25 protein-coding genes are annotated in these 23,171 nt (G+C 62.9%); 9 read left to right on the forward strand and 16 right to left on the reverse strand.

What is annotated here, in order from left to right; genetic code table 11:
- Positions 1-48 precede the first annotated feature (48 nt).
- The gene (locus HNS03_RS06815) at positions 49-789 is read left to right on the forward strand and encodes a FadR/GntR family transcriptional regulator (protein WP_367193974.1); all 741 of its coding nucleotides are present in this window, start codon (positions 49-51) and stop codon (positions 787-789) included.
- 124 nt (positions 790-913) lie between these two features.
- Here HNS03_RS06815 and HNS03_RS06820 read toward each other — a convergent pair whose 3' ends face one another.
- From HNS03_RS06820 to HNS03_RS06845, 6 genes are all read right to left on the reverse strand, one after another.
- Positions 914-1,897, reverse strand: a complete 984-nt coding sequence (locus HNS03_RS06820; RefSeq protein WP_367193976.1) for a branched-chain amino acid ABC transporter permease — start codon at positions 1,895-1,897, stop codon at positions 914-916.
- Positions 1,894-2,781 (reverse strand): branched-chain amino acid ABC transporter permease, encoded by an 888-nt coding sequence (locus HNS03_RS06825; protein ID WP_367193978.1) that lies wholly within the window; start codon positions 2,779-2,781, stop codon positions 1,894-1,896. Before HNS03_RS06825 ends, HNS03_RS06820 begins: the two co-directional genes overlap by 4 nt.
- A 10-nt stretch (positions 2,782-2,791) precedes the next feature.
- Positions 2,792-3,535, reverse strand: coding sequence for an ABC transporter ATP-binding protein (locus tag HNS03_RS06830; protein WP_367193979.1), 744 nt, complete (start codon positions 3,533-3,535; stop codon positions 2,792-2,794).
- On the reverse strand, positions 3,528-4,292 hold the full coding sequence (locus HNS03_RS06835; protein WP_367193981.1) for an ABC transporter ATP-binding protein: 765 nt from the start codon (positions 4,290-4,292) through the stop codon (positions 3,528-3,530). Before HNS03_RS06835 ends, HNS03_RS06830 begins: the two co-directional genes overlap by 8 nt.
- Before the next feature lie 69 nt (positions 4,293-4,361).
- Positions 4,362-5,561, reverse strand: a complete 1,200-nt coding sequence (locus HNS03_RS06840; RefSeq protein ID WP_367193982.1) for an ABC transporter substrate-binding protein — start codon at positions 5,559-5,561, stop codon at positions 4,362-4,364.
- A 44-nt stretch (positions 5,562-5,605) separates the two neighbouring features.
- Positions 5,606-6,022 (reverse strand): Zn-ribbon domain-containing OB-fold protein, encoded by a 417-nt coding sequence (locus HNS03_RS06845; protein WP_367193984.1) that lies wholly within the window; start codon positions 6,020-6,022, stop codon positions 5,606-5,608.
- A gap of 184 nt (positions 6,023-6,206) precedes the next feature.
- On the opposite strand from HNS03_RS06845, the gene HNS03_RS06850 reads away from it, so the two are divergent.
- From HNS03_RS06850 to HNS03_RS06875, 6 genes are all read left to right on the forward strand, one after another.
- Positions 6,207-6,830: a flavin reductase family protein gene (locus tag HNS03_RS06850; protein WP_367193985.1), complete on the forward strand. Its 624-nt coding sequence runs from the start codon at positions 6,207-6,209 to the stop codon at positions 6,828-6,830.
- Between the two features lie 520 nt (positions 6,831-7,350).
- The gene (locus HNS03_RS06855) at positions 7,351-7,953 is read left to right on the forward strand and encodes a superoxide dismutase (protein WP_367193987.1); all 603 of its coding nucleotides are present in this window, start codon (positions 7,351-7,353) and stop codon (positions 7,951-7,953) included.
- A 38-nt stretch (positions 7,954-7,991) separates the two neighbouring features.
- Entirely contained in the window at positions 7,992-8,570 is a 579-nt protein-coding gene (locus tag HNS03_RS06860; RefSeq protein ID WP_367193989.1) for a flavin reductase family protein, read from the forward strand.
- Between the two features lie 112 nt (positions 8,571-8,682).
- Positions 8,683-9,042, forward strand: a complete 360-nt coding sequence (locus tag HNS03_RS06865; RefSeq protein WP_367193991.1) for a DoxX family protein — start codon at positions 8,683-8,685, stop codon at positions 9,040-9,042.
- Between the two features lie 112 nt (positions 9,043-9,154).
- Positions 9,155-9,838 (forward strand): helix-turn-helix transcriptional regulator, encoded by a 684-nt coding sequence (locus tag HNS03_RS06870; protein WP_367193993.1) that lies wholly within the window; start codon positions 9,155-9,157, stop codon positions 9,836-9,838.
- Between the two features lie 95 nt (positions 9,839-9,933).
- Positions 9,934-10,233, forward strand: a complete 300-nt coding sequence (locus tag HNS03_RS06875) for a monooxygenase (RefSeq protein ID WP_367193994.1) — start codon at positions 9,934-9,936, stop codon at positions 10,231-10,233.
- Between the two features lie 185 nt (positions 10,234-10,418).
- On the opposite strand, the gene HNS03_RS06880 is transcribed toward HNS03_RS06875, so the two are convergent.
- The 9 genes from HNS03_RS06880 to HNS03_RS06920 all read right to left on the reverse strand — a co-directional run bounded on the left by HNS03_RS06880 (position 10,419) and on the right by HNS03_RS06920 (position 19,571).
- On the reverse strand, positions 10,419-11,813 hold the full coding sequence (locus HNS03_RS06880) for a glutamine synthetase family protein (RefSeq protein ID WP_367193996.1): 1,395 nt from the start codon (positions 11,811-11,813) through the stop codon (positions 10,419-10,421).
- Positions 11,800-12,936, reverse strand: coding sequence for a branched-chain amino acid ABC transporter permease (locus tag HNS03_RS06885; RefSeq protein WP_367193997.1), 1,137 nt, complete (start codon positions 12,934-12,936; stop codon positions 11,800-11,802). Before HNS03_RS06885 ends, HNS03_RS06880 begins: the two co-directional genes overlap by 14 nt.
- 1 nt (position 12,937) lies before the next feature.
- Positions 12,938-13,837, reverse strand: a complete 900-nt coding sequence (locus tag HNS03_RS06890) for a branched-chain amino acid ABC transporter permease (protein ID WP_367193999.1) — start codon at positions 13,835-13,837, stop codon at positions 12,938-12,940.
- Between the two features lie 7 nt (positions 13,838-13,844).
- Positions 13,845-14,549 carry an ABC transporter ATP-binding protein gene (locus tag HNS03_RS06895; RefSeq protein ID WP_367194000.1) on the reverse strand — a complete coding sequence of 235 codons (705 nt, stop codon included), beginning with the start codon at positions 14,547-14,549 and terminating at the stop codon, positions 13,845-13,847.
- 57 nt (positions 14,550-14,606) lie between these two features.
- Positions 14,607-15,761: an ABC transporter substrate-binding protein gene (locus HNS03_RS06900; RefSeq protein ID WP_367194002.1), complete on the reverse strand. Its 1,155-nt coding sequence runs from the start codon at positions 15,759-15,761 to the stop codon at positions 14,607-14,609.
- A 114-nt stretch (positions 15,762-15,875) separates the two neighbouring features.
- Entirely contained in the window at positions 15,876-16,610 is a 735-nt protein-coding gene (locus HNS03_RS06905) for an ABC transporter ATP-binding protein (RefSeq protein ID WP_367194003.1), read from the reverse strand.
- Between the two features lie 108 nt (positions 16,611-16,718).
- Entirely contained in the window at positions 16,719-17,312 is a 594-nt protein-coding gene (locus tag HNS03_RS06910; protein ID WP_367194005.1) for a helix-turn-helix domain-containing protein, read from the reverse strand.
- 35 nt (positions 17,313-17,347) lie between these two features.
- Positions 17,348-18,187 carry an N-formylglutamate amidohydrolase gene (locus tag HNS03_RS06915; RefSeq protein WP_367194006.1) on the reverse strand — a complete coding sequence of 280 codons (840 nt, stop codon included), beginning with the start codon at positions 18,185-18,187 and terminating at the stop codon, positions 17,348-17,350.
- Entirely contained in the window at positions 18,168-19,571 is a 1,404-nt protein-coding gene (locus HNS03_RS06920; protein ID WP_367194008.1) for an aldehyde dehydrogenase family protein, read from the reverse strand. The genes HNS03_RS06915 and HNS03_RS06920 overlap by 20 nt, the downstream gene beginning before the upstream one ends.
- Positions 19,572-19,741: 170 nt before the next feature.
- Here HNS03_RS06920 and HNS03_RS06925 point away from each other — a divergent pair, with 170 nt between their 5' ends.
- The gene (locus HNS03_RS06925) at positions 19,742-20,497 is read left to right on the forward strand and encodes an SDR family NAD(P)-dependent oxidoreductase (protein ID WP_367194010.1); all 756 of its coding nucleotides are present in this window, start codon (positions 19,742-19,744) and stop codon (positions 20,495-20,497) included.
- A 116-nt stretch (positions 20,498-20,613) separates the two neighbouring features.
- On the opposite strand, the gene HNS03_RS06930 is transcribed toward HNS03_RS06925, so the two are convergent.
- Positions 20,614-21,072, reverse strand: coding sequence for a MarR family winged helix-turn-helix transcriptional regulator (locus HNS03_RS06930; protein ID WP_367194011.1), 459 nt, complete (start codon positions 21,070-21,072; stop codon positions 20,614-20,616).
- Positions 21,073-21,211: 139 nt separating this feature from the next.
- On the opposite strand from HNS03_RS06930, the gene HNS03_RS06935 reads away from it, so the two are divergent.
- On the forward strand, positions 21,212-23,098 hold the full coding sequence (locus HNS03_RS06935) for an FAD-binding monooxygenase (protein ID WP_367194013.1): 1,887 nt from the start codon (positions 21,212-21,214) through the stop codon (positions 23,096-23,098).
- Positions 23,099-23,171: the final 73 nt, after the last annotated feature.

Here is a 23,171-nt window from a genome sequence, read left to right on the forward strand (position 1 = left end):
ACGTCACCTATCCCACCTTCGCTTAAAGACGTCAACATAGGAGATCAAATGGCGCCCTCCCGCCCGAAGCTCGACCGCATCAAAGTGCCAAACCGCTACGATGTGCTTGCCGATGTCCTGCGAGAGAAGATTTTTTCCGGCGAATACGCGAACGGAACGGTCCTGCCCGGCGAGCGAGAGCTCGTCGAACAAACGGGATTGAGCCGCGGGTCGGTGCGCGAAGCGCTGCGCGTCCTGGAGGCAGAAGGCCTCGTCCAGACCCGACCGGGCCGATATGGCGGGACGATCGTCCATCAGGGAGCGGAGCGGGCGATCGGCCGGCTGGTCGACCTGTTCATCAAGGGCCGCCGGATCAAGTTCGAGACGCTGCTACAAACGCGACAGGCGATCGAACCGACGCTGGCAGAGCTTGCCGCGCTCAATCGCACGGAGACGGATCTTTCCACTCTTCAGGAGGCGACGCTCGCACTAGAGCAGGCCCATACGGATGCGGAAGGCGATATGGCGAGTCTCAATGTGAGCTGGCATCTGGCGGTTGCCGCAGCAAGCCACAACGAGCTTCTGACTGCCTTCATGAATTCGATCGCCAGCGCCTGCCTTCGCGCCTCCGCGCTTGAAGACTATGGATCCGACGAGCTGCGAAAGGACCTGATCCGCGCCCACCGCCGCATTTTCGAGGCCATCGAAGCTCAGGACGCCGCTGCCGCACATCGGCGGATGGCGCGCCATCTGAACGCCTATTCGGGCGAGCTCGGCGAGGTCGCTCCGCGGGAAATCGAGCTTGAGTAAGCTGGACCGCCTCACGCAATTGAGCGCGACCACGGGCTCCGAAACGCCTTGAAATGAAGAGGAAACGGACTATTCCCGCTCCCCTCAGGCCGGCACTGGCCGACGCGAAAGGCGTCTGTCGCCTCTACAGCTCTTTTCGGGTGAATTTGGCGACCACGCCCACGATGCCTTCTCGGAAGGTCAACACGCACACCGCAAAAATGACGCCCTGGACGACCATGACCCAGGCACCCAGGTGGGCGAGATAGTTCTGCATCGCAACCACGAGCGCCGCCCCGACGACGGGACCGAACAACGTACCCATGCCGCCGACCAACGTCATGAGAACGACTTCGCCTGACATCGTCCACGCGACGTCCGTCAACGTCGCGAGTTGGAACGCAATCGCCTTCGTTGCTCCGGCCAAACCTGCGAATCCCGCAGACAGAACGAACAACAACACCTTGTAACGGTAAACATCGTAGCCGAGCGACATCGCGCGTTCCTCGTTACCGCGAATGGCTCGCAAAACTTGTCCATATGGCGAGTGCACGATCCTGTAGGTGCCGAACCAACCGAGCACGAAGATGGCGAGCACCACCCAGTACAACGTTATGTCTGACGACAGGTCGAGAACCGAGAACAGCGCGCCGCGAGGGACCCCTTGCAGCCCATCCTCGCCGCCGGTGAACGGAGCTTGGAGCGAAAAGAAAAACACCATCTGCGCGAATGCGAGCGTGATCATCGCGAAGTAGATGCCTTTTCGCCGGATCGCGAGCAGGCCGAAAACGAGGCCGAGCACAAGGGCGACAGCCACGCCGCAGACGATCGAAAGCTCCGGGGTCAGACCCCACATCTTCGCGGCATGGGCCGAGACATAACTCGACATACCGAAATAGGCCGCGTGGCCGAACGAAAGGAGTCCGCCGTAGCCGAGCAAAAGGTTCAGCGCCAGAGCGAACAAAGCGAAGCACAGAACCTTCATCACGAACAGCGGATATGCGACGAACGGGGCAACCACGAGCAAAGCAACCATCGCGAGGAAGACCAGACCGGCCGGGAGACGCGAGGGGGGACGATAGGACGAAGCTGCGGCAGTGATTGAGGTTTCAGCCGTCGTCACGATCAAGCCTCCTTGCCGAACAGGCCAGCCGGCTTCACAAGAAGAACGACGGCCATGAGGACGAAGACGACCGTGGTCGACGCTTCGGGATAGAATACCTTCGTCAGCCCCTCGATGATGCCAAGCGAAAAGCCGGTCACAATCGCCCCGAAGATCGAGCCCAAGCCGCCGATCACCACAAGCGCAAACACGATGATCATCAAGTCGTGCCCCATGTTCGGATAAACCGAGTAAATCGGCGCTGCGAGAACACCGGCAAACCCGGCAAGGGCGACGCCTCCGCCATAGGTCAACGCAATAAGAAGCGGAACGTTGATGCCGAAGGCCTCGACTATTTCAGCGTTTTCCGTCGCCGCCCGCAGATAGGCGCCAAGCCGTGTTCGCTCAATGACAAGCCAGACGACCAGACACGAGACGAGCGCCACCGCCAACACGAACCCCCGGTAGACCGGGAGGAACATAAAGCCGAGGTTGAGCGCGCCCATCAGTGCCTCGGGCGGCGAATACGGCTTCCCCGACCCACCGAAGCCGATGCGAAACAGACCGACGATGATCAGGCCGAGACCAAAGGTCAGAAGCAGATTGTAGAGGTGATCCTGATTGTACAGCCGACTCAGAAGCGTGCGTTCGAGCACGATGCCAACGAGCCCTACCACGATCGGCGCGATCACCAGCGCGAACCAAAAATTCAGCCCAAAATAATTGAGTAAAATCCACGCCATGAACGCGCCCATCATATAGAGCGCGCCATGCGCGAAATTGATGATGTGTAGCATCCCGAAGATAATCGCGATGCCGAGCGACAAAAGCGCGTAGAAGCCGCCGTTGATTGCCCCGACGAGGAGCTGACCGAGCAAAGCCTGTAAGGGCACTCCGAGAATAGTGACCATGAGCCCTCCGTTACACTCCGAGATAGTCGTGAAGCTTTGCTTCGTTGCTGGCGACTTCGTCGGCCGCGATCTGATCGACCACGCGACCTTGCTCGATAACGATGTGGCGGTCGGCCAAAGTCGAGGCGAAGCGGAAGTTCTGCTCGACGAGAACGATGGTGTAGCCCTGACGCTTGAGGGCCGCGACGGTTCGCCCGATCTGCTGAACGATCACCGGAGCGAGTCCTTCGGTCGGCTCGTCGAGAAGGATCAGTCGGGCCCCAGTGCGCAAAATGCGCCCGATCGCAAGCATTTGCTGCTCGCCGCCCGACAGCTTCGTGCCGGGACTGTCGAGGCGCTCTCGCAGATTTGGGAAGAGGCCGAAGATTTCCTCCAGCGACATCCCGCCCTCCTTCACGACGGGAGGCAGCAAGAGATTCTCCCGCACGGAGAGCGTGGCGAAGACGGCCCTCTCCTCCGGCACGAGCGCAATGCCCGACCGCGCGATTGCACGCGCCGAACGAGTGATGGTCTCGCTTCCATCGTAGAGGATCGAGCCGGTCCGGCTGGCGACAAGCCCCATGATCGACCGTAGCGTCGTTGTCCGGCCCGCCCCGTTTCGGCCGAGAAGTGTCACGACTTCGCCCGGAAAAACGTCGAACGAGATGCCTTGGAGAACGTGACTTTCGCCGTACCACGCTTCGAGATTCGCTACTTTCAAAAGCGCCTCGTCAGCTTTCGACGGTGGACAGGCTGTGGCTTGAGCTTCAGTCATGGCCGGTCCCGATATAGGCCTCGATCACGGCGGGGTCCTGAGAGACCTCCTCGTAACTGCCTTCGGCCAGCACCTGCCCGCGCGCAAGCACCGTGATGACGTCGGACAGGCGCGCGACCACCGAAAGATTGTGCTCCACCATGAGAACGGTTCGATTGGCCGCGATCGTCTTGATCAACTCGGCCGTCCGGTCCACGTCCTCGGGCCCCATCCCTGCCATCGGCTCATCCAGCAGAAGAAATTCGGGCTCAAGCGCGAGGGTGGTGGCGAGCTCCAGGTTGCGCTTATGGCCATAGGCGAGCTTTCCGGCCCGCCAATTGACGAAAGTACCGAGCCCCACCAGCTCGATCAGTTCGTGCGCGCGCGCATCGTATCGGCGCAGCAGGCTGTCGGAGCGCCAGAAGTCGAAGGAGTTGCCGCGATGTTGCCGCTGTACGGCCACGCGGACATTCTCAAGCACGGAGAGATCCGGAAAGACCGCCGAGATCTGGAAAGAGCGGACCATGCCGAGCTCGGCGACGCGCGACGGCCGCAAGGCGGTGATGTCGCGCCCTTTATAGTAGATCCGCCCGCTTGTCGGCCGCAAAAACTTCGTCAGCAGATTGAAGCAAGTTGTCTTTCCCGCGCCATTGGGGCCAATCAAGGAATGAATGGTGCCACGCCGGACACGAAGACTCACATCACTGACGGCAGAGAAGCGGCCGAACGTTTTGGAAATACGTTCAGCCACGAGAATGTCATCTGTGGCAGCTGACATGAACACATCCTCACGAGCAATCGGCACCGACCCGAAGAATCGGACCGGCGCCGATCGAGGCACTAGCACCTAACGAACGAGGAAGCAGGCCTCGTCGAGCGGACGCGTGGCCACGTCACCGGGAGTGGTGCTGATAACCTTGTAGAGATCCCACTCACCGCTCGACTCCTCGGCCGACTTCGCCTCGAACAGATAGACGTCGCGGACCGCTCGGCCGTCTTTGCGCAACGTTCCATTCTCGGTCATGAAGTCGTTGATCGGGAGCTCGCGCATCGCGGCCATGACGGCTTCAGCGTCAGTGGTGCCCGCCTTCTCCACGGCTTTGAAGTAGTGATTGACCGCGCTGTAGACGCCGGCCTGCATCATCGTCGGGGGGCGCTTCATCCGCTCTTCGAAGCGACGCGCGAACGCGCGGGTCTCGTCATTCAAGTCCCAGTAGAACGGGGACGAAAACTTGATCCCGGCGGCCGCTTTCGGCCCGAGCGAATGGATATTCGCCTCGGTCGCAAGCATCGCGGCAAGCTGCTGCCCGCTTTGGCGAATGCCGAATTCGGAAGCCTGCTTCACGACGTTGACAAGATCGGCGCCGGAGAGCGCGAGGCCGATAACATCGGCACCGGACGCCTGTGCCTGCAAGAGGAAGGACGCATAATCCGTCGTCCCGATCGGCGCACGAACGCTTCCGAGCACCTCACCGCCCCCTTCCTCGATGAAGCGGGTGGCCTCCTCCTCCAGCGAGTGACCGAAGGCATAGTCGGCGGTGATGAAGTACCAGCTTGTGGCGCCGCTTTCTTGCAACGCCTCGACCGTGCCCCGGACAACCGAATAGGTGTCGTAGAGCCACTGGGCCGTCGTTGCGGTGCAGAATTCTCCGGTCAACGCCGTCGTTGCCGCACCGACGAACAGAGCGATCTTGTCCTTCTCCGTCGCGATTTGGCTCACGCCTATCGCAACCGCGGAGTTGTTCACATCGACGATCGCATCAACGCCATCTAGGTCATACCATTGCCGGGCGATATTCGTTCCGACATCGGCTTTGTTCTGATGATCCGCGCTGACGACTTCGATCGGCGACCCGAGGAGATCCTTACCGAAGTCCTCGATCGCCATCTCTACGGCGACGACCGATCCTTCGCCACTGATGTCCGCATAAATTGAAGACATGTCGGTCAGGACGCCAACCTTAACCGTATCCTGCGCACTCGCATATGCCGACATCATCACGCCGGCCGCGGTAAGTGCTGCTGCCGCTAACAGTCGCTTCGACACGTTTCCACCCTCCTCGCTTTTTTGGTTCTGGTCAAAAATCCGGGTCACGCCGGTATGAAAGCCGGCAGACTGACGCCATTTCTGGAATTGATCGTCAGAGTGAGACTCTGTCCGACATGGAAGTCTTCAAGGTTTGAAGGCCCAAAGAGCCGGGCCAACAGCCGAGGTCCTTCATCCAGTTGAACGAGCCCGACTGCATACGGAACGTCCGCCTCAACCTCTGGATGATAAGACCTGTGATAGACGACCCAGCTCACGAGCCGAGCATCGCCGGACGCCGTCTGCCATTGCCAAGTCTTGCCGAGACAGGACGGACAATGGGATCGCACCGGCAGCCACTTGTGCCCGCACTCCTGACAGGCCTGGAAGGTCAGGCGTCCGTCTTCGAGACAGCGCCAATAGCTGCCCCAAGCCGGGTCCTTGGAGGAATCCAGAACAATTGAGGCGGCAAAGCCGGCCATTATCGAATCCGTAACGCGATGGCGCCCAAGCAGCGGAAACCGATGGCTGGCGAACTCGCTCCTGGCATGTTCATCCCTTTCGCCCTTCTTATGGTCTAACCATTGCCTATTGCAATCGATGGGGATTGGCAATAGGCAATTCGCCGCGCAGGCGAACCTGCGCGAGGCGGCGGAGATCGCGAGTATGGAAGTCGAGCTGGACCCTTTGAGCCCGAAAGAGCGCTACAAGCTTCTATGCGGCCTCGTTGTGCCCAGGCCGATCGCACTCATTACGACGGTCAGCGTCGCCGGCGAGGTCAATGCGGCTCCGTTCTCCTTCTTCAACGTGGTGAGTCATGATCCGCCGCTAGTCGTGCTCGGGCTCGATCGGCGCGAAAGCGGCGAACCTAAGGACACGTTGATCAATATCCAGAAAACGAAGGAGTTCGTCGTCAATCTGGTCGGAGAGCAGATAGCTGCGCAGATGAATATCTGCGGATCCGACTATCCTGCTGGCATCAATGAGCTTGAGGAAGCAGGACTGGAGGCGTCGCCATCCTCGAACGTCGCTCCTCCGCGGATCACCGTCTCTCTGGCCTGCCTGGAATGCAAACTCAAAGATGAGCTCATCTATGGCGAGCGGGGGCAACGAAGCATCATCGTCGGCGAGATCGTGTCAATCCACGCTCAGGACGGCCTCATCAATGAGCGCTTCCACGTTTCCCAAGATATCCTGAAGCCGATCGGGCGGATGGCAGGCTCCGAATACACGTCGACGAAAGACCGGTTCAGCATTGCTGCCAACCACAATAGGAGTTGGCAGCTTTAGTTGCTGATGTGGATATGGGAACGCGTTTAGGTCTGGGCGCATTTTACAATGCGTCCACCCGCGCCATGCCGCGCCATGCCGCGCCAAAACCCAATCCCCGTGCCGGTAAGATGTTGCCCACGAGCCCTGACCTTCGCAGAGATTGTCCGACACGGACGGACACTCCTTCGTGCGTCCTTCGGTCGTGTTTGGCGGCGCGCTCGGGCACATAGACTGAAGCCGGGACCCATAAATCCACAGGTCGAGGCACCGGGTCGGATCTCCGCAATGGCCAGACCGTCAGCCTTGCCGGGCGGGTTCGGACAATGCCGCGCCACATGCCCGAGCTAGTATCGGCGGCGAGGCACCGTCAGCGTGATGCGCCCGCCTTATTTTTCAAAGCAATTTCTTGACAAATTAAGCCGGCTCCTTTTTAGAAGATAAAGCTTGGAAAAAGACGCGCCGGTGGCCTGCCGACCTTTGGTTCCGAGTAGGTGGCGTGCCGCCGGCGGGTCGGTCAAAGCAGCAAAGGAGCCTTTTCATGCCGTTCGAACTCCCCTCGCTCGCCTATGCCTATTCCGCCCTTGCGGACCGTGGGATGTGCCAGGAAACCCTGGAGCTGCATCACGGAAAGCATCATCAGACCTACGTCACCACGCTCAACGGCTTCGTCGAGAAGAATGCCGATCTGCAGGGCAAGTCGCTCGAAGAGATCATCGCGCAGACGGTCGGCAAGCCCGATCTGGCGCCGGTCTTCAACAATGCCGGTCAGCACTGGAACCACATCCATTTCTGGAACGCGCTTTCCCCGGACGGCGGCCGCATGCCAGGCAGGCTGGAAGGCCGGATCGTTGAGGATTTCGGCTCTGTCGACGCCTTCAAGGAAGCCTTCAAGGCAGCCGCCACCGGTCAGTTCGGGTCCGGCTGGGCCTGGCTAGTGGTTGGTGACGACGGACGGCTGAAGACGGCAAAGACGCCGAACGGCTCCAACCCCCTCGCCACCGGCGAAGGCAAGCCCCTGCTCGGCCTCGATGTCTGGGAGCACAGCTACTATCTCGATTTCCGCAATCGACGCCCGGACTATGTGACCAACTTCCTCGACAAGCTGGCGAACTACGAGTTTGCCGAGGCCAATTTGGGCTGAGCCGATCAAGCGCGGCTGCGGATAGGGATTACATCGTCATGAATCTATGCGCAGCCCCTTCTCCTCCGTCCGGCTCACCGGACGAGCTACGGCTAAGATCGCCGCAGCGCTCGGTCGTCGACGAACGCGACTTCCGCTCCGCAATGGTTGCCATGGCCGCAAGTGTCGGCGTGGCAACCGCGCGCGTCGGTGAGGAGGCGGTTGGACGGACCGTCACGGCGGCCATGTCTTTTGCCATCAGTCCGCCGGCGATCCTCGTTTCCATCGCCAACCGAAGCCGGTTGGCGGAGCTTGTCACGCAGGCGGAGGGTTTCTCTTATGCCGTTTTGGCGGAAGATCAGGAAATGGTGGGAGACGCCTTCGCTGGCTGGCTTGATGCGGAAGCGCGCTTCCATGTCGGCATTTGGGATCAATGGCCATCCGGCCACCCGAGGCTCCTTGGCGCGGCAACCGCGCTCGACTGCGAAGTCATCGGTGCCGTTTCGGGTGCGGAGCACACCCTGTTCGTTGGGGCCGTCGCCGAGGTGAAGACGATTCCCGAGCGCAAACCGCTGATGTGGCACAATCGCCAATATAAGCGGCTCGCTCCGCATGGCGCGCCCGGCCGAGATCGGTAGATCGGAGCGCTCAAGTCACGTTCGTCCGCCCTCGATCCGCTTACGCGCGACGCCCTTGACGGCTCTTTGTGCTATGCGGGAGGGGATGTGAGCCAAATGGGAGTGAAGCACGATGACCTATCGCGCAGGGCGCGTCGGGTTGGCCTGGCTGCTGGTCGTATTCTTCGTGATCGGTGGCATTGCGAATATTTTCGCGCTCGGCGGAGCGCTCGAAGAGTATCGCCGCTGGGGTTACCCTGACTGGTTCCACTACGTGACCGGCATCATGGAGCTTACGAGCGCCATCCTGATGGCCCTCACGACGACCCGCCGCATCGGCTCTGCGCTCGGGGCGGTGGTGATGGTGGGGGCCACACTCACCGTACTTTCCAACTCCGAATATCTGCACGCCCTTTTGCCGCTCATTGTGCTCTTTCTGCTTTGCCTCAATTTCTGGCTCTGGTCCGATCGCAGCGGACGGAGACAGTCGTAGCTTGACATGGCAACGCTAAGCCCGGTGCCAGAAACCGACACGGAAGTCCTTGTGCCGCGCTTGGTAAAGCCATAGGTCGCCCCCAGACCTTTCGAGCAATCACGGAGGAGAGATGGTGCAGGAGGAGACGCAAAGCCTCGGTTGGTCTCCACGCAATCCGGCCGAGCGGGTCCTCATGATGCTCAAGATGCACGGGACCCTCGCCGCCTCGGCAATCGGTCAGAAGCTGGGCACGACCGGCGAGGCCGCACGCCAGCAGCTCGCGCGGCTGGCCGACGAGGGCCTGGTCACATCCGCCAGCACGCCGACCGGCGTCGGACGTCCGACCCAGCGATGGAGCTTGACCGCGGCAGGCCATGCGCGCTTCCCCGATACGCACGCGGCATTGACCGTCGGCATTCTCGACAGCATTCGCAACTGCCTCGGCGAAGACGCGCTCGACCGTGTTATCAGCCAACGCGAGGCGGAAACGTCGGCGCAATATCGAGCAGCCATGAGCGGCCGCGCCGCGTTGCGCGACCGCGTCGTCGCGCTCGTCGAACTTCGGTCGGCGGAGGGGTATATGGCGGACTGGCGGGAAGAAAGCGACGGCTCGATCCTGCTGATCGAAAATCACTGCCCGATCTGCGCCGCCGCAACGGCGTGCCAGGGCTTTTGCCGCGCCGAAATGAACGTGTTCCGATCCGTGCTCGGCCCGGATGCGGAGATCGAGCGCTCGGAACACATCGTCAAGGGCGGTCGGCGCTGCACCTATGTCATTCGCGACAGCGTATCCGCTCAAGTCCCGGCGGGCTGAGGGGAAGCGAACACCAGTTTTCTAAAAACCGGTTTCCCCTTTTTCGCCCGGCGCTCTAAGCTGTCGCTTCGATCAGAAGAGAGTTGAGCGGACCGATGGCGACGTTGCTGGTTTTCGAGTTTCCGTCCGAAGGCCCCTTTGGGGGTGCTGCCGCCGAAGCCTATCGCGAGCTTGCCGAGGACATTTCCCAGGAGCCGAACCTGATCTGGAAGGTTTGGACGGAATCTTCGGAAAAAGGCGTCGCCGGCGGCGTCTATTTATTCGAGACGGAAGACGCGGCCCGCGCCTACACCGAAAAACATGCCGCTCGACTGACAAACTTCGGGATCACCGATATCCAGGTACGCGAATACTCCGTCAACGACCCTCTGTCCGTCATAACGCGCGGACGCTAAAGCTTTTTCCGCTCAGACGGAAACATCCGAGCGACAAGAAATGACTCCAGATTCAATAGCTTGAGCAAGGCTAGGCCAACTGGAAACCGGTTGGCCGTCCGGAGCCGCTTTAGAACAAAGAGTTAGAACGGTTCAGCGTTTCTATCAAAGGCTGACCTAGGTGCGCACTGGAAAGCGGTTGTCCGCTATCCCAAGAAGTAGCGCTGCCACTCGAAGTCGGTGATGTGGGAGGCCTGCCAAGCTTCGAACGCGGCAATCTCGGCCCACCGGCTCTCAGCATAGTTATCGCGGAAGGCTTCGCCCATCCACTCCGCCACGAACTCCGAGGCCGCGAACGGTTCAATCGAGCCCGCGAGTGTGCGCGGTAGGGCTGGCTTGTCCAAATCGGCGAGCACCGAGGTCACCGGCGGCTCCAGCTCCAGCCCACGCTCGATACCGTCCGCACCGGCGGCCAAGACCGCCGCGATGGAAAGGTACGGATTGACGTCGGCGCCCGGCACCCGATGCTCGAACCGGCAGGCGCCAGGCGACGGGGTGGTGATTGCGCGCACCGCCGCCGTTCGGTTCTCGTAGCCCCAGGCCACGTCTTCCGGCGACCACGAACCGCGATCGAAGCGGCGATAGGCATTGATGGTCGGCCGGAAGATCGCATGGGTCTCGATCATGCGGTTGAGCATGCCCGCCATGAACTGCTCGGCCACCGGCGTGAGCTGATTGAGCCCGGCGGCAAAGGCCGGCGCACCATCCTTCCACAGGCTGACGTGATGGTGCGCACCGCACGCGCTTTCGCGCCCCGGCGGCTGGAAACGCGGCATGAAGGTCGCCACCAAATCACGCTCCGCGCACAGCTCCTTCAGATGCAGATTGGCGCGGATCGCCGCGTCCGCTGCGGCCAGCGGCGTCATCGGCTGCAGCGCGTATTCGTACATGCCGTAGCCGAACTCGGTCACGATCGAAGAAACCCCGATCCCGATCGATTTCAGCCGCCGCATCCACTCGGCGAAGAAATCCTGAAAGTCGCGCCCGCGCACGAGATTGTAGTTCAGGAGCGAATGGCCCCATGGCTTCAGCTCGCTGTAGCGGCCGGCCTGCATCAGCTCCGCGTCGGCGTGGAAGATGCCGAACTCATATTCCAGCGCCACCTGCGCCTCGTAGCCGGTGGCCCGCGCCCGCTCCTCCACACGCTCCAGGATCTGGCGAGGGTCATAGGGGCACGGCGAACCGTCGAGCATGTATGTGAAGGTGAAGGCGGAGGCGAAGCTCGGGTCCCAGCCATGGCGCACCACCGAGGCCGGATCGATCATGCCCATGATGTTAGGATAGCCGTTGGCCTCGTTGGCGATGGGGGAATCGAAGATCACGTCGCCGACCGGCTGGCCGTCGCCCGACACCACGCAGTAGAGGATGCCGTTCACCGCCTCTCCGGATGTCGACAGCTTGAACGGCGCGATCTTCGAGCGCACGGCCCCGACGGTGTCCACCACGTGGACCTGGACGAACTCGACCCCTTCCGCCCCGAGCGTCGAGCTCAGCTCGTTGAGGCGAGCCTCGTTGGCGGCGGTCCTGTCAGAGAAGTTCACGCGAAGCCTCCACGGTTGCGGTCGAAGGGTCGGATGCCGGCGGACGACGGGAGAACAGTCGCGCGATCTGTTCGTCGAGCTCGTAGCGACCTGCGATCCCGTCCGGACGGAACGCCATGGACAGGACGATGACGGCACCGAGCGCAACGCCGGAAAGCCCCAGCACCTGCGGCAGTTGGATTCCGGCGACAGTGACGCCGGATTCGATCCCACGGATGAACTCCAGAAGGACAGAAAGCGCGATCACGCCTGTCACCGCGCCCGTCACCGTGCCCATACCGCCCAGGATGAGCATGGCCAGCGTCATCATCACCTGGTGGAAATAGAAGACGCGCGGGCTGATCGTCCCGACGAAATAGGCATAGAGGATGCCGGCGAGACCGCAGATCAGTCCGGACAGGATCCAGGCGCCGAAGCGCAGCCCCTTCGCGTTGACGCCGAAGGCGGCGGCGGCTTGCGGACTCTGGGCGCTCGCCCTGAGCTGCAGCCCGTACTTGGAGTCCTTGAAGATCCGCGCGGCCACGATCGACAGCGTGGCGAAGGCCAGCATCCAGTAGATATCGACCACCCGAGGGATTCCGAAGAAACCCTGGTTGCCCTTGAACAGGTCCGTCCAGTTCAGGATCGTCGAATGGGTGACGATCAGGAACGCCAGCGACACGATCGTCGCCGCAATGCCCGACAGCCGCGCGATGATGCGGCCGGTGACGGCCGCAAGCACGCCGACCACCAACAGCGCGACCGCGCCGGCGACCACCGGATCGAGCACCACGTGCGACAGTCCGAACGGCGCGTCGGGGATCGACAGCTTCTTCATGTTGAGCGGCGTCGCCAGGATCGCCACGGCATAAGCGCCGATCGCCACGAACGCGCTGTGGCCGAGATGCGCCGTGTTGGAGTTGCCCATGAACGTCTGCAGACCGACCACGATAATCAGGTTGACCAACGCCACTGTCGCCAGCCGCACATAGTAGGTCGGCGCAAACCACAGGATCACAGCCGCGAGCACGAGCACCGGCAGGGCAATGACAATTCCACCAAGGGTCGCGCGGGCAAGCGATCTGCCCGACCCGGAAGGCGTACGGGCCTGCTGTCGAACCGCGGCGGGAGCTTCGGTCGCCACCTCAGATCTCCTTGTCGCCGAGCTCGACCTTCCGGCCAAGCAGCCCCTCCGGCCGATAGACCAGAAGCGCGATGATGAGCAGATAGGTGAAGGTGTCGCGCAGCCCGCCATATTCCTGCGGCAGCGCCACCAGCAGGCCGACCTCGATGAAGCCCAAAAGCATGCCCCCGGCCGCCGCACCTGCCAGAGAGCCGAAGCCGCCGATCACGCAAGCCACGAACGCCTTCAAGACCAGCGAAAATCCCATGTCCGGGGTGACGCTGCCGCGCCGGGCGATGATGAAGACGGCGGCGATTCCGGCGAGCGTTCCGGAGATCGCGAACGCTGCTGCGATCACCCGGTTGGCTTTGACCCCCATGAGCCGAACCGTCGCGAAGTCGCGCGAAGCGGCGCGCATCGCAAGGCCCAGGGTCGACTTGTTCAAGAACAGGACCAACGCAACGATGGTCACCGCCGCCACCACCAGCTCCATGACTTGCAGGGCGGAGATCGCCAGCGGCCCGACGAACCAGATCTGGTTGATGCCATTCAGGATCGAGACGGCCTGCGGCTTCGGCGAAACGAACAGCACGAACAGGTTCTGCACCACGATGCTGACGCCGAAGGCCGTCAAAAGCCCGGTCGTCACCGGTGCATTGCGGACCGGCCGAAAGGCGACCCGCTCGAAGGCGATCGCAACCACGCCGGCCGCCACCACGGCCAGAAGGATCGCCAACAGCGGCGATTGCAAACCAAGCGCGACCGCGAACAGCACCGTATAGGCCGAGACCGCGATGATCTCGCCGTGGGCGAAGTTTACCAGCCCCATGATGGAAAAGACGACCGCCAGGCCGAGCGCGACCAAGGAATATTCTGCGCCGAAGGCAAGCGCATTCAGGAGTTGCTGAAGGAAATAATCCATCGGACGGTCAGCCCCCGATATAAAGCTTGAGCAAGCCGTGATCGTCGAGAAGATCGCCGGGAGGGCCGCTATAGCGCAGCGTGCCGGAGCTCATGACGTAGGCGCGGTCGGCAAAACGCAGCGCCTGTTCGGCATTCTGTTCCACGACCAGAAGCGTCAGCCCTTCCCGCTTCAAGCCGCCGATGAAATCGAAGATCCGGGCGACGATCTGCGGCGCCAACCCAAGCGAAGGCTCGTCCAGGAGCAACATCTTCGGCCGCGACATCAACGAACGCGAGATCGCAAGCATCTGCTGCTCTCCGCCCGACAGCGTGCCCGCCGGCTGGGCGTAACGCTCGCGCAGGACCGGAAAGAGCTCGAGAAAGCGCTCCAAGTCGTCGGCGACACCGCGCGGATCGCGTCGGATGGCGGCGCCAAGGCGCAGATTTTCCCCCACGGTGAGATTGGCGAAGACGCGCCGACCTTCCGGCGTAACCGTCAACCCGCGACGGATGCGATCCTCCGCCTGAACGCGGGTCACATCCTCCCCGTTGAAGAGGATGCGCCCCGCCTGGGCCGGGACCAGGCCGCTAACCGCGGCGATGGTCGAGGTCTTGCCCGCCCCGTTCGGCCCGAGAAGGGCGACCAGTTCGCCCTCCCCGACACTCAGCGACACGTCGCGCACGGCGGTGATCGCCCCGTAGCTGACCCGCAACCCTTCGATGGTCAGCATGACGGGCGAGACCCGACCGGGAAAGAAGCGCGACGCGTCATCTCAGATGATCTCGCCTCAAAAGTCCGGCACGTAGGCCGGCGGCGTGTCGGTGACGAGCATGCGCTTGCCATCGGCAAAGCCGATCACCGGAACCGTCTTGACCGGATAGCCGCCGTTTTCGGCAAAGGAGATCGTCGGCGCGGTCACCCCCGGATAGCCGCCCGGCGCGCGGATCGACGCTCGCAGCGCCTCTGGCTCTACGGTACCGGCCTTCTTTGCCGCCTCGTAGGTGACGCGGACCATGTCGGCGCCAAGCGCATCGAAGATGCCGTTCACCTTGTAGCCATCGGCGACGCACTGGGCCAGGAAAGCGTCGATGTCGGTGTTCATGCCGGTCGCGCCATGAGTCGCGAACATCACCTTGTCGAGGCTCGACGCGTCCGCGACCGTGCCTTCCAGCGACTTGTCGTCGAAGGCATCACAGCCGACGATCCAGCCCTCATAACCGTTGGCGCGAAGCTGGCGGATCAGGATGCCGACATCGGGCAACACGTCACACACATGGATGGCGTCCGGCGCGTCCGGCAACGCCTTGATCTCGGCAATCTGCGGCGACCAGTCGGTGGTGCCCCAGGAATAGGAAAGCTTCGAGACGACCTCGCCACCCAGATGCTCGAACACTTCGCCGAACCATTCCGGCAGCATTTCCGAATAGGAGCCCGCGTCCGGCGACGTCATCAAGATCACCGTCCGCGCGCCCTTGTCGTAGACCGCGTGGGCGGTCGCAGCAGCATTGATCGGATCGGGCACCGCGCCGGCGATGAAATTGTCGAAGCCGGCGCGCTGCATCTCCACCTGGGTATTGGGTGCGGAAAAGACCGTGGCGCCGTAGGGCTGGGCGGACTGCGCCATCGGGATCAGCGAATCCGGAAACGGAACGCCGGTGATGACCTGGGCGCCCTCGTCCAGGAACTTCTCGCCGAGCGCCACGGCGAGCTGGGGATCGGAGCGATTGTCCTCGATCATCAGTTCGATCTTCGGATCGTTCGGGCCCGCTTCCGCGTTTAGCCTGTCGGCCATGCAGCGGGCGCCTTCGGCCTCGCTGTAAGGTGCATAGTCGCCGGTCATCGCCGTCGCCAGGCCGATCTTCAACTCATCCGCCGCCTGAGCCGTCGCCGGTACGAGCGCGGTCGCCGCCAACGCGGCCCCGCCAATCCACAATCCGTTCATCCAATTCCCCTCCGCTTGCTTGCCGTCCGTGTCGTGCGCCGCGCCACCACCACCCTCCATCCCTGTGGTGGCTACGCCGGCGCGCACTTGCTGCCTAAAGCCAGGGTTAAGACCCTAGTGAGCCGAGTGCGCCGTCGAGGTGCCCACATAGACCTCGATCACCTTCGGATTGCTCCAGACGTCTTCCGTTCCGCCGTCCGCGATGACGCGGCCTTGGTCCATCACGCACAGCCGGTCGCACAGCCGATTGATGAAGCCGAGATCATGGTCGATGACGATCACCGCGCACCCGACGGTGGCGCGGATATCCTCGATCGCTTCCGCCAGCGCCTCCGACTCCAGCTCGTTGAGGCCGGCCGCCGGCTCATCCAGAAGGAGCAGCACCGGGCCAAGCGCCAAGGCGCGCACCAGCTCCAGCCGGCGCTGGGCCCCGTAGGCAAGCGTTCCGGCCGCAAGATCGGCCAGCGCCGCAAGTCCGTAGCGCTCCAATAGCGTGTCGATATCGATCGTCGCCGCCACATCACGACGCGCTGAGACGCAGGTGATGTGCGCCACCTCGACATTCTGACGAACCGTCAAGTCCTTGAAGAGCTTGATGTTCTGGAAGGTGCGCGCCACGCCTGCGCGAGCCCGGCCCTCCGTCGCCATCGCTCCGATATCACCGCCGGCGAGCGTGATCGCACCCTTGTCCGGGGTCACCACCCCGGAGATCACGTTGACCAGGGTCGACTTGCCGGCGCCGTTGGGACCGATAAGGCCCAGGATTTCTCCGGCGCCGCAGCTCAGCGACACCTCGCTCAGCGCCCGCACGCCTCCGAACGTCTTGCTGATCTCCTCAATCGCCAGCATGGAAACTGTTCCCCGTTCAGCCCTTTGGACTTTGTTCTTCGGGCCTTAAGAGGAGATGCTAGCCCCGACCCTTTTCCGGAACAAGCATTTTTTTCCAATTTAGAAAATTCAAGCCTCGGCAAGACCCGGCGGGACGACACCCGCGTCACCCGGCACCGAGTTCGACATCAACATGACGACCGGCTTGTCCCCGAGCGCAACATAGGCGTGGTCCATCTCGCCGTCGAACTGGATGCTGTCGCCTGGATTGAGCACCACGGGATCGTAATGGATCGTGTGCAGCTCCAGACTGCCGTCCTGAACGTAGATGAATTCCTCGCCGGCATGGCTGCGCCACCCGCCATTCTCCTCGAAGGATCGGGCATGGAGGGTCACGCGCCAGAAGATGTTGGCCTTGTCGCGAAAATCGCTGCAGAGCACTTCGAAGCTCATGGCGTTGCCGCGATGGACGACGCCGGTCCCCGCCCGCGTAATGGAGCGTCGCGCCTTGGCCACGCCCCGCGGCACGAACAGAAGCGCCCCCACGGGGACATGCAGGACACCGGCGATCACCAAAGCCGTGTCCACCGTCAGGCGGGCCTTGCCGGTTTCCAATTTGGATAGCTGGGAGATCGACAGGCCCGACCGTTCGCTCAGGTCTTGCAGCGTCAGACCTTGCGCCTTGCGCGCCTCGCGAATTTTCGCCCCGACATTTCCCTGCATTCTCGCACCACCGGACATCCACACCGCCCCGTGATCTAGATCGAAGGCGTCGGACGGTCCAGCATCGCGCGAACGGCGTCGGGCCATAACTGCTCGGCAACTTCCGTCAAGGCACGGGCGAGAAGATCGCAGATCGTGTTCGCCACCTCCGGATCGGACAGGAGATCGTTGCGAATTTCCAGGTAAACCGCTGCGATCCCGCGGTCGAGCCCGTGCCGATCCAAGGTGTAGCCGTTCTCGCGCCGCCAATCGTAGGGCTCGTTGTCGCCGACCTTGAGCCCGCAAGCCTCCGCCGCCGGCCGCAACCGCTTGAAAACGGCCTCGATGAAGGGCGACGGCTCGCACCACAACACGCCGATATCGACGTCGCGGCGGTGCCCGTTCATCACCGGCGTGAAGGAATGGATCGAGACCATGGCATGGCGCCCGGCGGCACAGGTCTTGATCATCCGATCCAGCGGCGCGCGGGCGATTTCCTCGCGTAACGCCCGCTCGTCGGCGTCCGCCGCCAGGTTGGCCGGAACCGGTATGCCGCCGAGATCCGGCCTCAGCACATCCCATTCGTCCGACGGACGATTGAAATCGAGGAAAAGCCGCGAATAGCGCGCGATGACGGCCGGCGCGGCGAGCTTGCCCGACAGGCAGCGGGTCGCCGCGTCGATCCCGATATCGAGCCCGTAGTGGGTGGCAAGCAGCCCCGGCGCGAGCCCGAGATCCTGCCAGGGCTCCGGTACCTGGTTGCCGGCATGCTCGGCGATCAGGAGATAGGGACTTGCCGAGCCCGGCTCCAGGACATCGCCCGCTGCGGCCGCAAGCTTGCGGATCTCGTCCTCCGCCAGCCGCACGGGGCCCACCTCACGCGACCGAGCGGACATGATACGCCTTCTGAATGCTGGCCTCGAGCAGCCCGGCCCGGCCATTGGTGCGCCCGATGCCGGAATTCTTCACCCCGCCCCAGGGCAGGTAGAGATCGGCGTGGTCGCATCGGTTGACGTAGACGGTGCCGGCCTCGACCTCGTCGGCGAGCGCAATCCCGCGCTCGATGTCGCGGGTCCACACGCTGGCACTCAGCCCGTAGCTGGAATCGTTCATCAGCTTCAACGCCTCGTCGTCGCCGGAGACTGTCTGAACGCAGGCAATCGGCCCGAACAATTCATCGCGCATGATCTGCATGGAATGGTCGACGCCGACCAGCACGTCCGGCGCCACGTAGGTCGGGCCCATCTCCGTAAGCTTGGAGCGGTCCGCCGGCATCAGCCGCCGCGCGCCCGACGCCACGGCGGCATCGGTCATCCCCCGGATCTGGTCGGCCGCGCTCGCACGCACCACCGGCCCGACCATCGGCTTTTCTGTGATCGGATGGCCGAGCGTCCAGGTCTCTGTCGCCGCCACCAGCGCATCGACGAATTGGTCGTGGACTGCTGCGTCGACATAGATGCGCTCCACCGAGCAGCACGACTGACCGGCGTTGGAATAGCTGCCCTCGGCAATGTCGGTCGCCGCAAGCGCGATATCGGCGTCGGCGCGAACATAGGCCGGATCCTTGCCGCCAAGTTCCAGGTGCACGTCGGTAAAAGTACCGGCCGCTGCGGCATGGACTCGCCGCCCGCCGGCCACCGACCCAATGAAATTGACGGCGGAGAAGACCCCGGCTCCGATCAGGCGCTCCGCCTCGGGATGGCTCAGATGCAGGACCTGGAACACGCCTTCCGGCCCTCCGGCGGCCCGGAAGGCATCCTCGGCGATCTCCGCGATCACCGGAGTTTGCGGAGAATGTTTGAAAATGACCACGTTGCCGGCGATCAGCGGCTGCATCACCAGATAGCCGAGCATGGCCGTCGGATAGTTCCAGGCGCAGATCGACAGGTGCACGCCGCTTCCCGTATGACGCACATAGCGGCGGATCGTCTCGTCGCTCGGATAGGCCTCGTCGGCGAGCGCCGTCGCCGCTTCGTCCGCCAGGAGATCCGCGACGAGGGCCAGACGCGGCGTCTCGTCGGCCTGCCACAGCGGGCGCCCGATTTCCCAGGTCACCGCCTCGGCCAGCGGACCTGCGCGCGCCGTCATCTCTTCCGCGAAGCGGTGCACCACGGCCAGGCGCTCAGACAGCGGCGTGCGGCGCCAGGCGGCCCGCGCGGTATTGGCGCGGTCCACCGCCGTTGCGATCGCGGCTGCATCGGCATAGGGCCGCGTCGCGTAGACCGATCCGTCGACGGGCGAAATCACCGTGAATGTGGCGTCTGAGAGATGAGATGGCATCCGACTTCCCGCTGAACGATCGGGCGGCGCCTCCGCCCCCAACGCAAAGATCATAATAATATTTTTCCATTTCGGCAAATTTTTTCCATATCCGCTTGATGCCCCATGGAGGGAGGCATAAGGTCGATCCTGAATGGCGATTTTTCGCCGACAGAAAAGGGCTTGGCGGGATGATTCAGTATGACTTCAACGGTCGGCACGCGGTTGTGGCCGGTGCCGGTGGCGGCATGGGCGAAGCGATCGCGCGCGCCCTCGCCGAAGCTGGCGCGACGGTCACCGCGATCGACCTGAAGCCGTGCCCCGAAAGCCTGGCAACGCTTGGAGACAAGGTCCGCTACGCCCAGGGAGACCTCACCGATCAGGCGTTCGTGGAACGCACCATTTCGGATGCCGCCCAGGCTCATGGCCGCATCGACTATCTTGCCAATGTCGCCGGTGTGCTCTGGTTCGACCGTGACAAGTCCGCCCTGGAGATGGATCTCGACGTTTGGGACAAAGTGTTCGAGATCAATCTGAAGTCCTTCGTCTACACCGCCCGCGCCGTGGTGCCGCACATGCGCGACGGCAAAGGCGGCGCCATGGTCCATTTCTCCACGATCCAGTGGTATCGGGGCGATCCCAACCCCCAGGATGCCTACCAGGCTTCCAAGGCCGGCGTCTGCGCGCTGTCGAAATCACTGGCAATGCAGCTTGCCAAAGACGGCATCCGCTCCAATGCGATTTGCCCGGGCATGGCGCTGACCCCGCTGCAGGCGCGCTGGGACAGCGACGAGATCCTGACAGCCGTCGCCAACTATTCTCCGCTCGGCCGGATCGGCACCTCCGACGACATGGCCAATGCGGCGCTGTTCTTGTTGTCGGATGCGGCGAGCTACATCACCGGCATCGAGCTTGCCGTGGATGGCGGCCTTTTGATGCGGATGTAACCGCCCAAGCAGACGTATTTCTTAAGCCTTCCCGCTCTTTTTTCTGACAGCGGGAAGGCTTTTTTATTTCCCATCGTCCCGGACGAAAATCCGACTCTCGCTTTCCTTGGCGTTGTTTACCCCACCTTCAAGGGTGCGCGGCTCAGCGCGTTGCCCGCATTGATCGCCTTCTTCAGAAGCGCGAGAAAAGTCCCCACCTCCTCCGGGGTGAGCCCATCGAGCATCTTGCGCTGAGCAGCGTCGACCGCCGGCTCGATCGCCGCGAGTACCTCTTCGCCGGCCTTCGTCACCATCAGCACACGCGCCCGGCGGTCGCGCGGGCTCAGATCCCGCGTCAGAAAGCCCTTCTGCGCCAACCGGTCGACCACACCCGTGATCGTCGTGCGATCGTAGGCGATCCGGCCAGCGAGCGTGGCCTGGTCTATGCCGGGGCGCACCGCCACCTCCGCGAGCGCGGCATATTGGACCGGTGTCAGGTCAAAGCCGGCGGCCGCCACCTCCGCATGGAAGATCGCAACCGCGATCTGCTGGAAGCGCCGCGCCAGATGACCTGGCCTGTCGTAAAGATCCGTCATCCCACGCTCCGAACGAAACTGCGTCACCGAAGTCTACCCCAACATCCAACTGCTTGACCAGCATACCGATAATCAGTATACTTACTATAATTTCCAAGCTCGAAATGGGCGCATCGACGCGTCATGGGGAGGTCTTCTCGTGCAGTTTCATCAAAACGGCTTTCGTACCGGCGACCCCGACCTGTTCGAGGCCGCCCGGCCAGAATCGCAAAGCGACAAACTGCCGGCCGAGGTCGATGTGCTGATCGTCGGCTGTGGTCCGGCCGGTCTGACGCTCGCCGCTCAGCTTGCCGCCTTTCCGCAGATTTCCACCCGCATCGTCGAGCAGAAATCCGGCCCGCTGGAGCTCGGCCAGGCCGATGGCATCGCCTGTCGGACCATGGAGATGTTCCAGGCGTTCGGCTTCGTGGAACGGGTGCTGCGCGAGGCTTACTGGGTCAACGAGACGACCTTCTGGCGCCCGGACCCGGACCGTCCGGACGAAATTCGCCGTTCCGGCCGCATCCAGGACGTGGAGGACGGGCTTTCGGAGTTCCCCCACGTCATTCTCAACCAGGCGCGGGTGCACGAGTTCTATCTCGACATCATGCGCAAGTCGCCGAGCCGTCTCAGGCCGGACTATTCGCGGCGCGTCGTCGAGCTCTCGGTAGACCGAGAGGCCGCAATCGAGGCGCCCGCCGTCACCGTCACATTGGAGCGGACCGATCCCGGGCACGAAGGCGAGCGCGAAACCGTGCGCGCCCGGTACGTCGTGGGCTGCGACGGGGCGCGCTCCTCCGTGCGCAAAGCGCTCGGACGCGAACTCAAGGGCGATTCCCAGAACCAGGCCTGGGGCGTGATGGACGTGCTCGCGGAATCGGATTTTCCCGATTTCCGCCTGAAATCGCTGATCCAGTCGGAGGCGGAGGGCAACATCGTCCAGATTCCGCGCGAAGGTGGCTATCTGGTGCGGCTCTATATCGAACTCGATAAGCTGAAGGCGGGCGAACGCATCGCAAGCCGCAACATCACTTCCGACCATCTCGTTGCCGCCGCCCAGCGCATCTTTCACCCTCACACATTGGACGTGAAGGAGATCGCGTGGTGGTCGGTCTATGAGATCGGCCAGCGCCTGACCGACAAGTTCGACGACGTCGACGAAGGCGAAGACCGGCTGCCTCGCGTCTTCATTTGCGGCGATGCCTGCCACACCCACAGCCCGAAGGCCGGGCTCGGCATGAACGTCTCCATGCAGGACGCCTTCAATCTCGGCTGGAAGCTCTCCGCCGTGCTGCGTGGGCTGGCGGATCCCGACCTGCTCGCGACCTACTCCGAAGAGCGTCAGGCGATCGCCAAAGAGCTGATCGACTTCGACCGCGAATGGGTGAGCGTGCTCTCCGCGGACGATGCGGAGAAGACCCAGGACTATTTCGTCCGTCACGGCCGCTACACCGCCGGCACGGCGACGCTCTACCGCCCCTCCCGGCTCACCGCCGCAACGCCCCACCAGGATCTCGCCACCGGCTTCAACGTTGGCGCGCGCTTCCACTCCGCGCCCGTGATCCGTCTCGGCGACGCCAAGCCGATGGAGCTCGGCCATGCGGTCACCGCCGACGGGCGCTTCCGCGTCTTCGCCTTCTCAGACGACGGCGACCCGACGGCGAGCGGCTCCAAAATCGCCGCGCTTTGCGGCTTCCTCGCCGGCGACCCGGCCTCGCCGCTCAAGCGTCACACACCGAATGGCGCCGACATCGACAGCGTGATCGACGTGCGTGCGGTGTTCCAACACTATCACCGCGATCTGAATTTCGAGGCGATGCCGGCACTTTTGAAGCCGATCAAGGGCAAGCTCGCCCTGAAGGACTATGAGAAGATGTATTGCCCGGATTTCCGGCGCGGCGACATCTTCGACCTGCGCGGTATCGATCGGACCCGAGGTTGCCTCGTGGTCGTCCGTCCGGACCAATATATCGGCACCGTCCTGCCGCTCGACGGCACCGCCGATCTCGCCGCCTATTTCAAGGCGATTCTGCGTGCCAAAGACTGACCGGCGCGGCAACCGCCTCGGTCACGAAATGCGAGCGCGTCCGGTAGCGGGATGCCGGCGGAAATCCGGCACC

The organism is Amorphus sp. 3PC139-8, from assembly GCF_040750475.1.
GTDB lineage: Bacteria > Pseudomonadota > Alphaproteobacteria > Rhizobiales > Amorphaceae > Amorphus.

Bases quoted from the DNA above. Each gene is read 5' to 3' on its own strand.
- HNS03_RS06845 (WP_367193984.1), bottom strand. From the start codon at position 6,022: ATGGCCGGCTTTGCCGCCTCAATTGTTCTGGATTCCTCCAAGGACCCG.
- HNS03_RS06860 (WP_367193989.1), top strand. From the start codon at position 7,992: ATGAATCTATGCGCAGCCCCTTCTCCTCCGTCCGGCTCACCGGACGAG.
- HNS03_RS06905 (WP_367194003.1), bottom strand. From the start codon at position 16,610: ATGCTGGCGATTGAGGAGATCAGCAAGACGTTCGGAGGCGTGCGGGCG.
- HNS03_RS06890 (WP_367193999.1), bottom strand. From the start codon at position 13,837: ATGGATTATTTCCTTCAGCAACTCCTGAATGCGCTTGCCTTCGGCGCA.
- HNS03_RS06815 (WP_367193974.1), top strand. From the start codon at position 49: ATGGCGCCCTCCCGCCCGAAGCTCGACCGCATCAAAGTGCCAAACCGC.
- HNS03_RS06910 (WP_367194005.1), bottom strand. From the start codon at position 17,312: ATGCAGGGAAATGTCGGGGCGAAAATTCGCGAGGCGCGCAAGGCGCAA.
- HNS03_RS06875 (WP_367193994.1), top strand. From the start codon at position 9,934: ATGGCGACGTTGCTGGTTTTCGAGTTTCCGTCCGAAGGCCCCTTTGGG.
- HNS03_RS06830 (WP_367193979.1), bottom strand. From the start codon at position 3,535: ATGACTGAAGCTCAAGCCACAGCCTGTCCACCGTCGAAAGCTGACGAG.
- HNS03_RS06850 (WP_367193985.1), top strand. From the start codon at position 6,207: ATGGAAGTCGAGCTGGACCCTTTGAGCCCGAAAGAGCGCTACAAGCTT.
- HNS03_RS06925 (WP_367194010.1), top strand. From the start codon at position 19,742: ATGATTCAGTATGACTTCAACGGTCGGCACGCGGTTGTGGCCGGTGCC.
- HNS03_RS06930 (WP_367194011.1), bottom strand. From the start codon at position 21,072: ATGACGGATCTTTACGACAGGCCAGGTCATCTGGCGCGGCGCTTCCAG.
- HNS03_RS06825 (WP_367193978.1), bottom strand. From the start codon at position 2,781: ATGGTCACTATTCTCGGAGTGCCCTTACAGGCTTTGCTCGGTCAGCTC.
- HNS03_RS06855 (WP_367193987.1), top strand. From the start codon at position 7,351: ATGCCGTTCGAACTCCCCTCGCTCGCCTATGCCTATTCCGCCCTTGCG.
- HNS03_RS06920 (WP_367194008.1), bottom strand. From the start codon at position 19,571: ATGCCATCTCATCTCTCAGACGCCACATTCACGGTGATTTCGCCCGTC.
- HNS03_RS06900 (WP_367194002.1), bottom strand. From the start codon at position 15,761: ATGAACGGATTGTGGATTGGCGGGGCCGCGTTGGCGGCGACCGCGCTC.
- HNS03_RS06895 (WP_367194000.1), bottom strand. From the start codon at position 14,549: ATGCTGACCATCGAAGGGTTGCGGGTCAGCTACGGGGCGATCACCGCC.
- HNS03_RS06915 (WP_367194006.1), bottom strand. From the start codon at position 18,187: ATGTCCGCTCGGTCGCGTGAGGTGGGCCCCGTGCGGCTGGCGGAGGAC.
- HNS03_RS06865 (WP_367193991.1), top strand. From the start codon at position 8,683: ATGACCTATCGCGCAGGGCGCGTCGGGTTGGCCTGGCTGCTGGTCGTA.
- HNS03_RS06835 (WP_367193981.1), bottom strand. From the start codon at position 4,292: ATGTCAGCTGCCACAGATGACATTCTCGTGGCTGAACGTATTTCCAAA.
- HNS03_RS06870 (WP_367193993.1), top strand. From the start codon at position 9,155: ATGGTGCAGGAGGAGACGCAAAGCCTCGGTTGGTCTCCACGCAATCCG.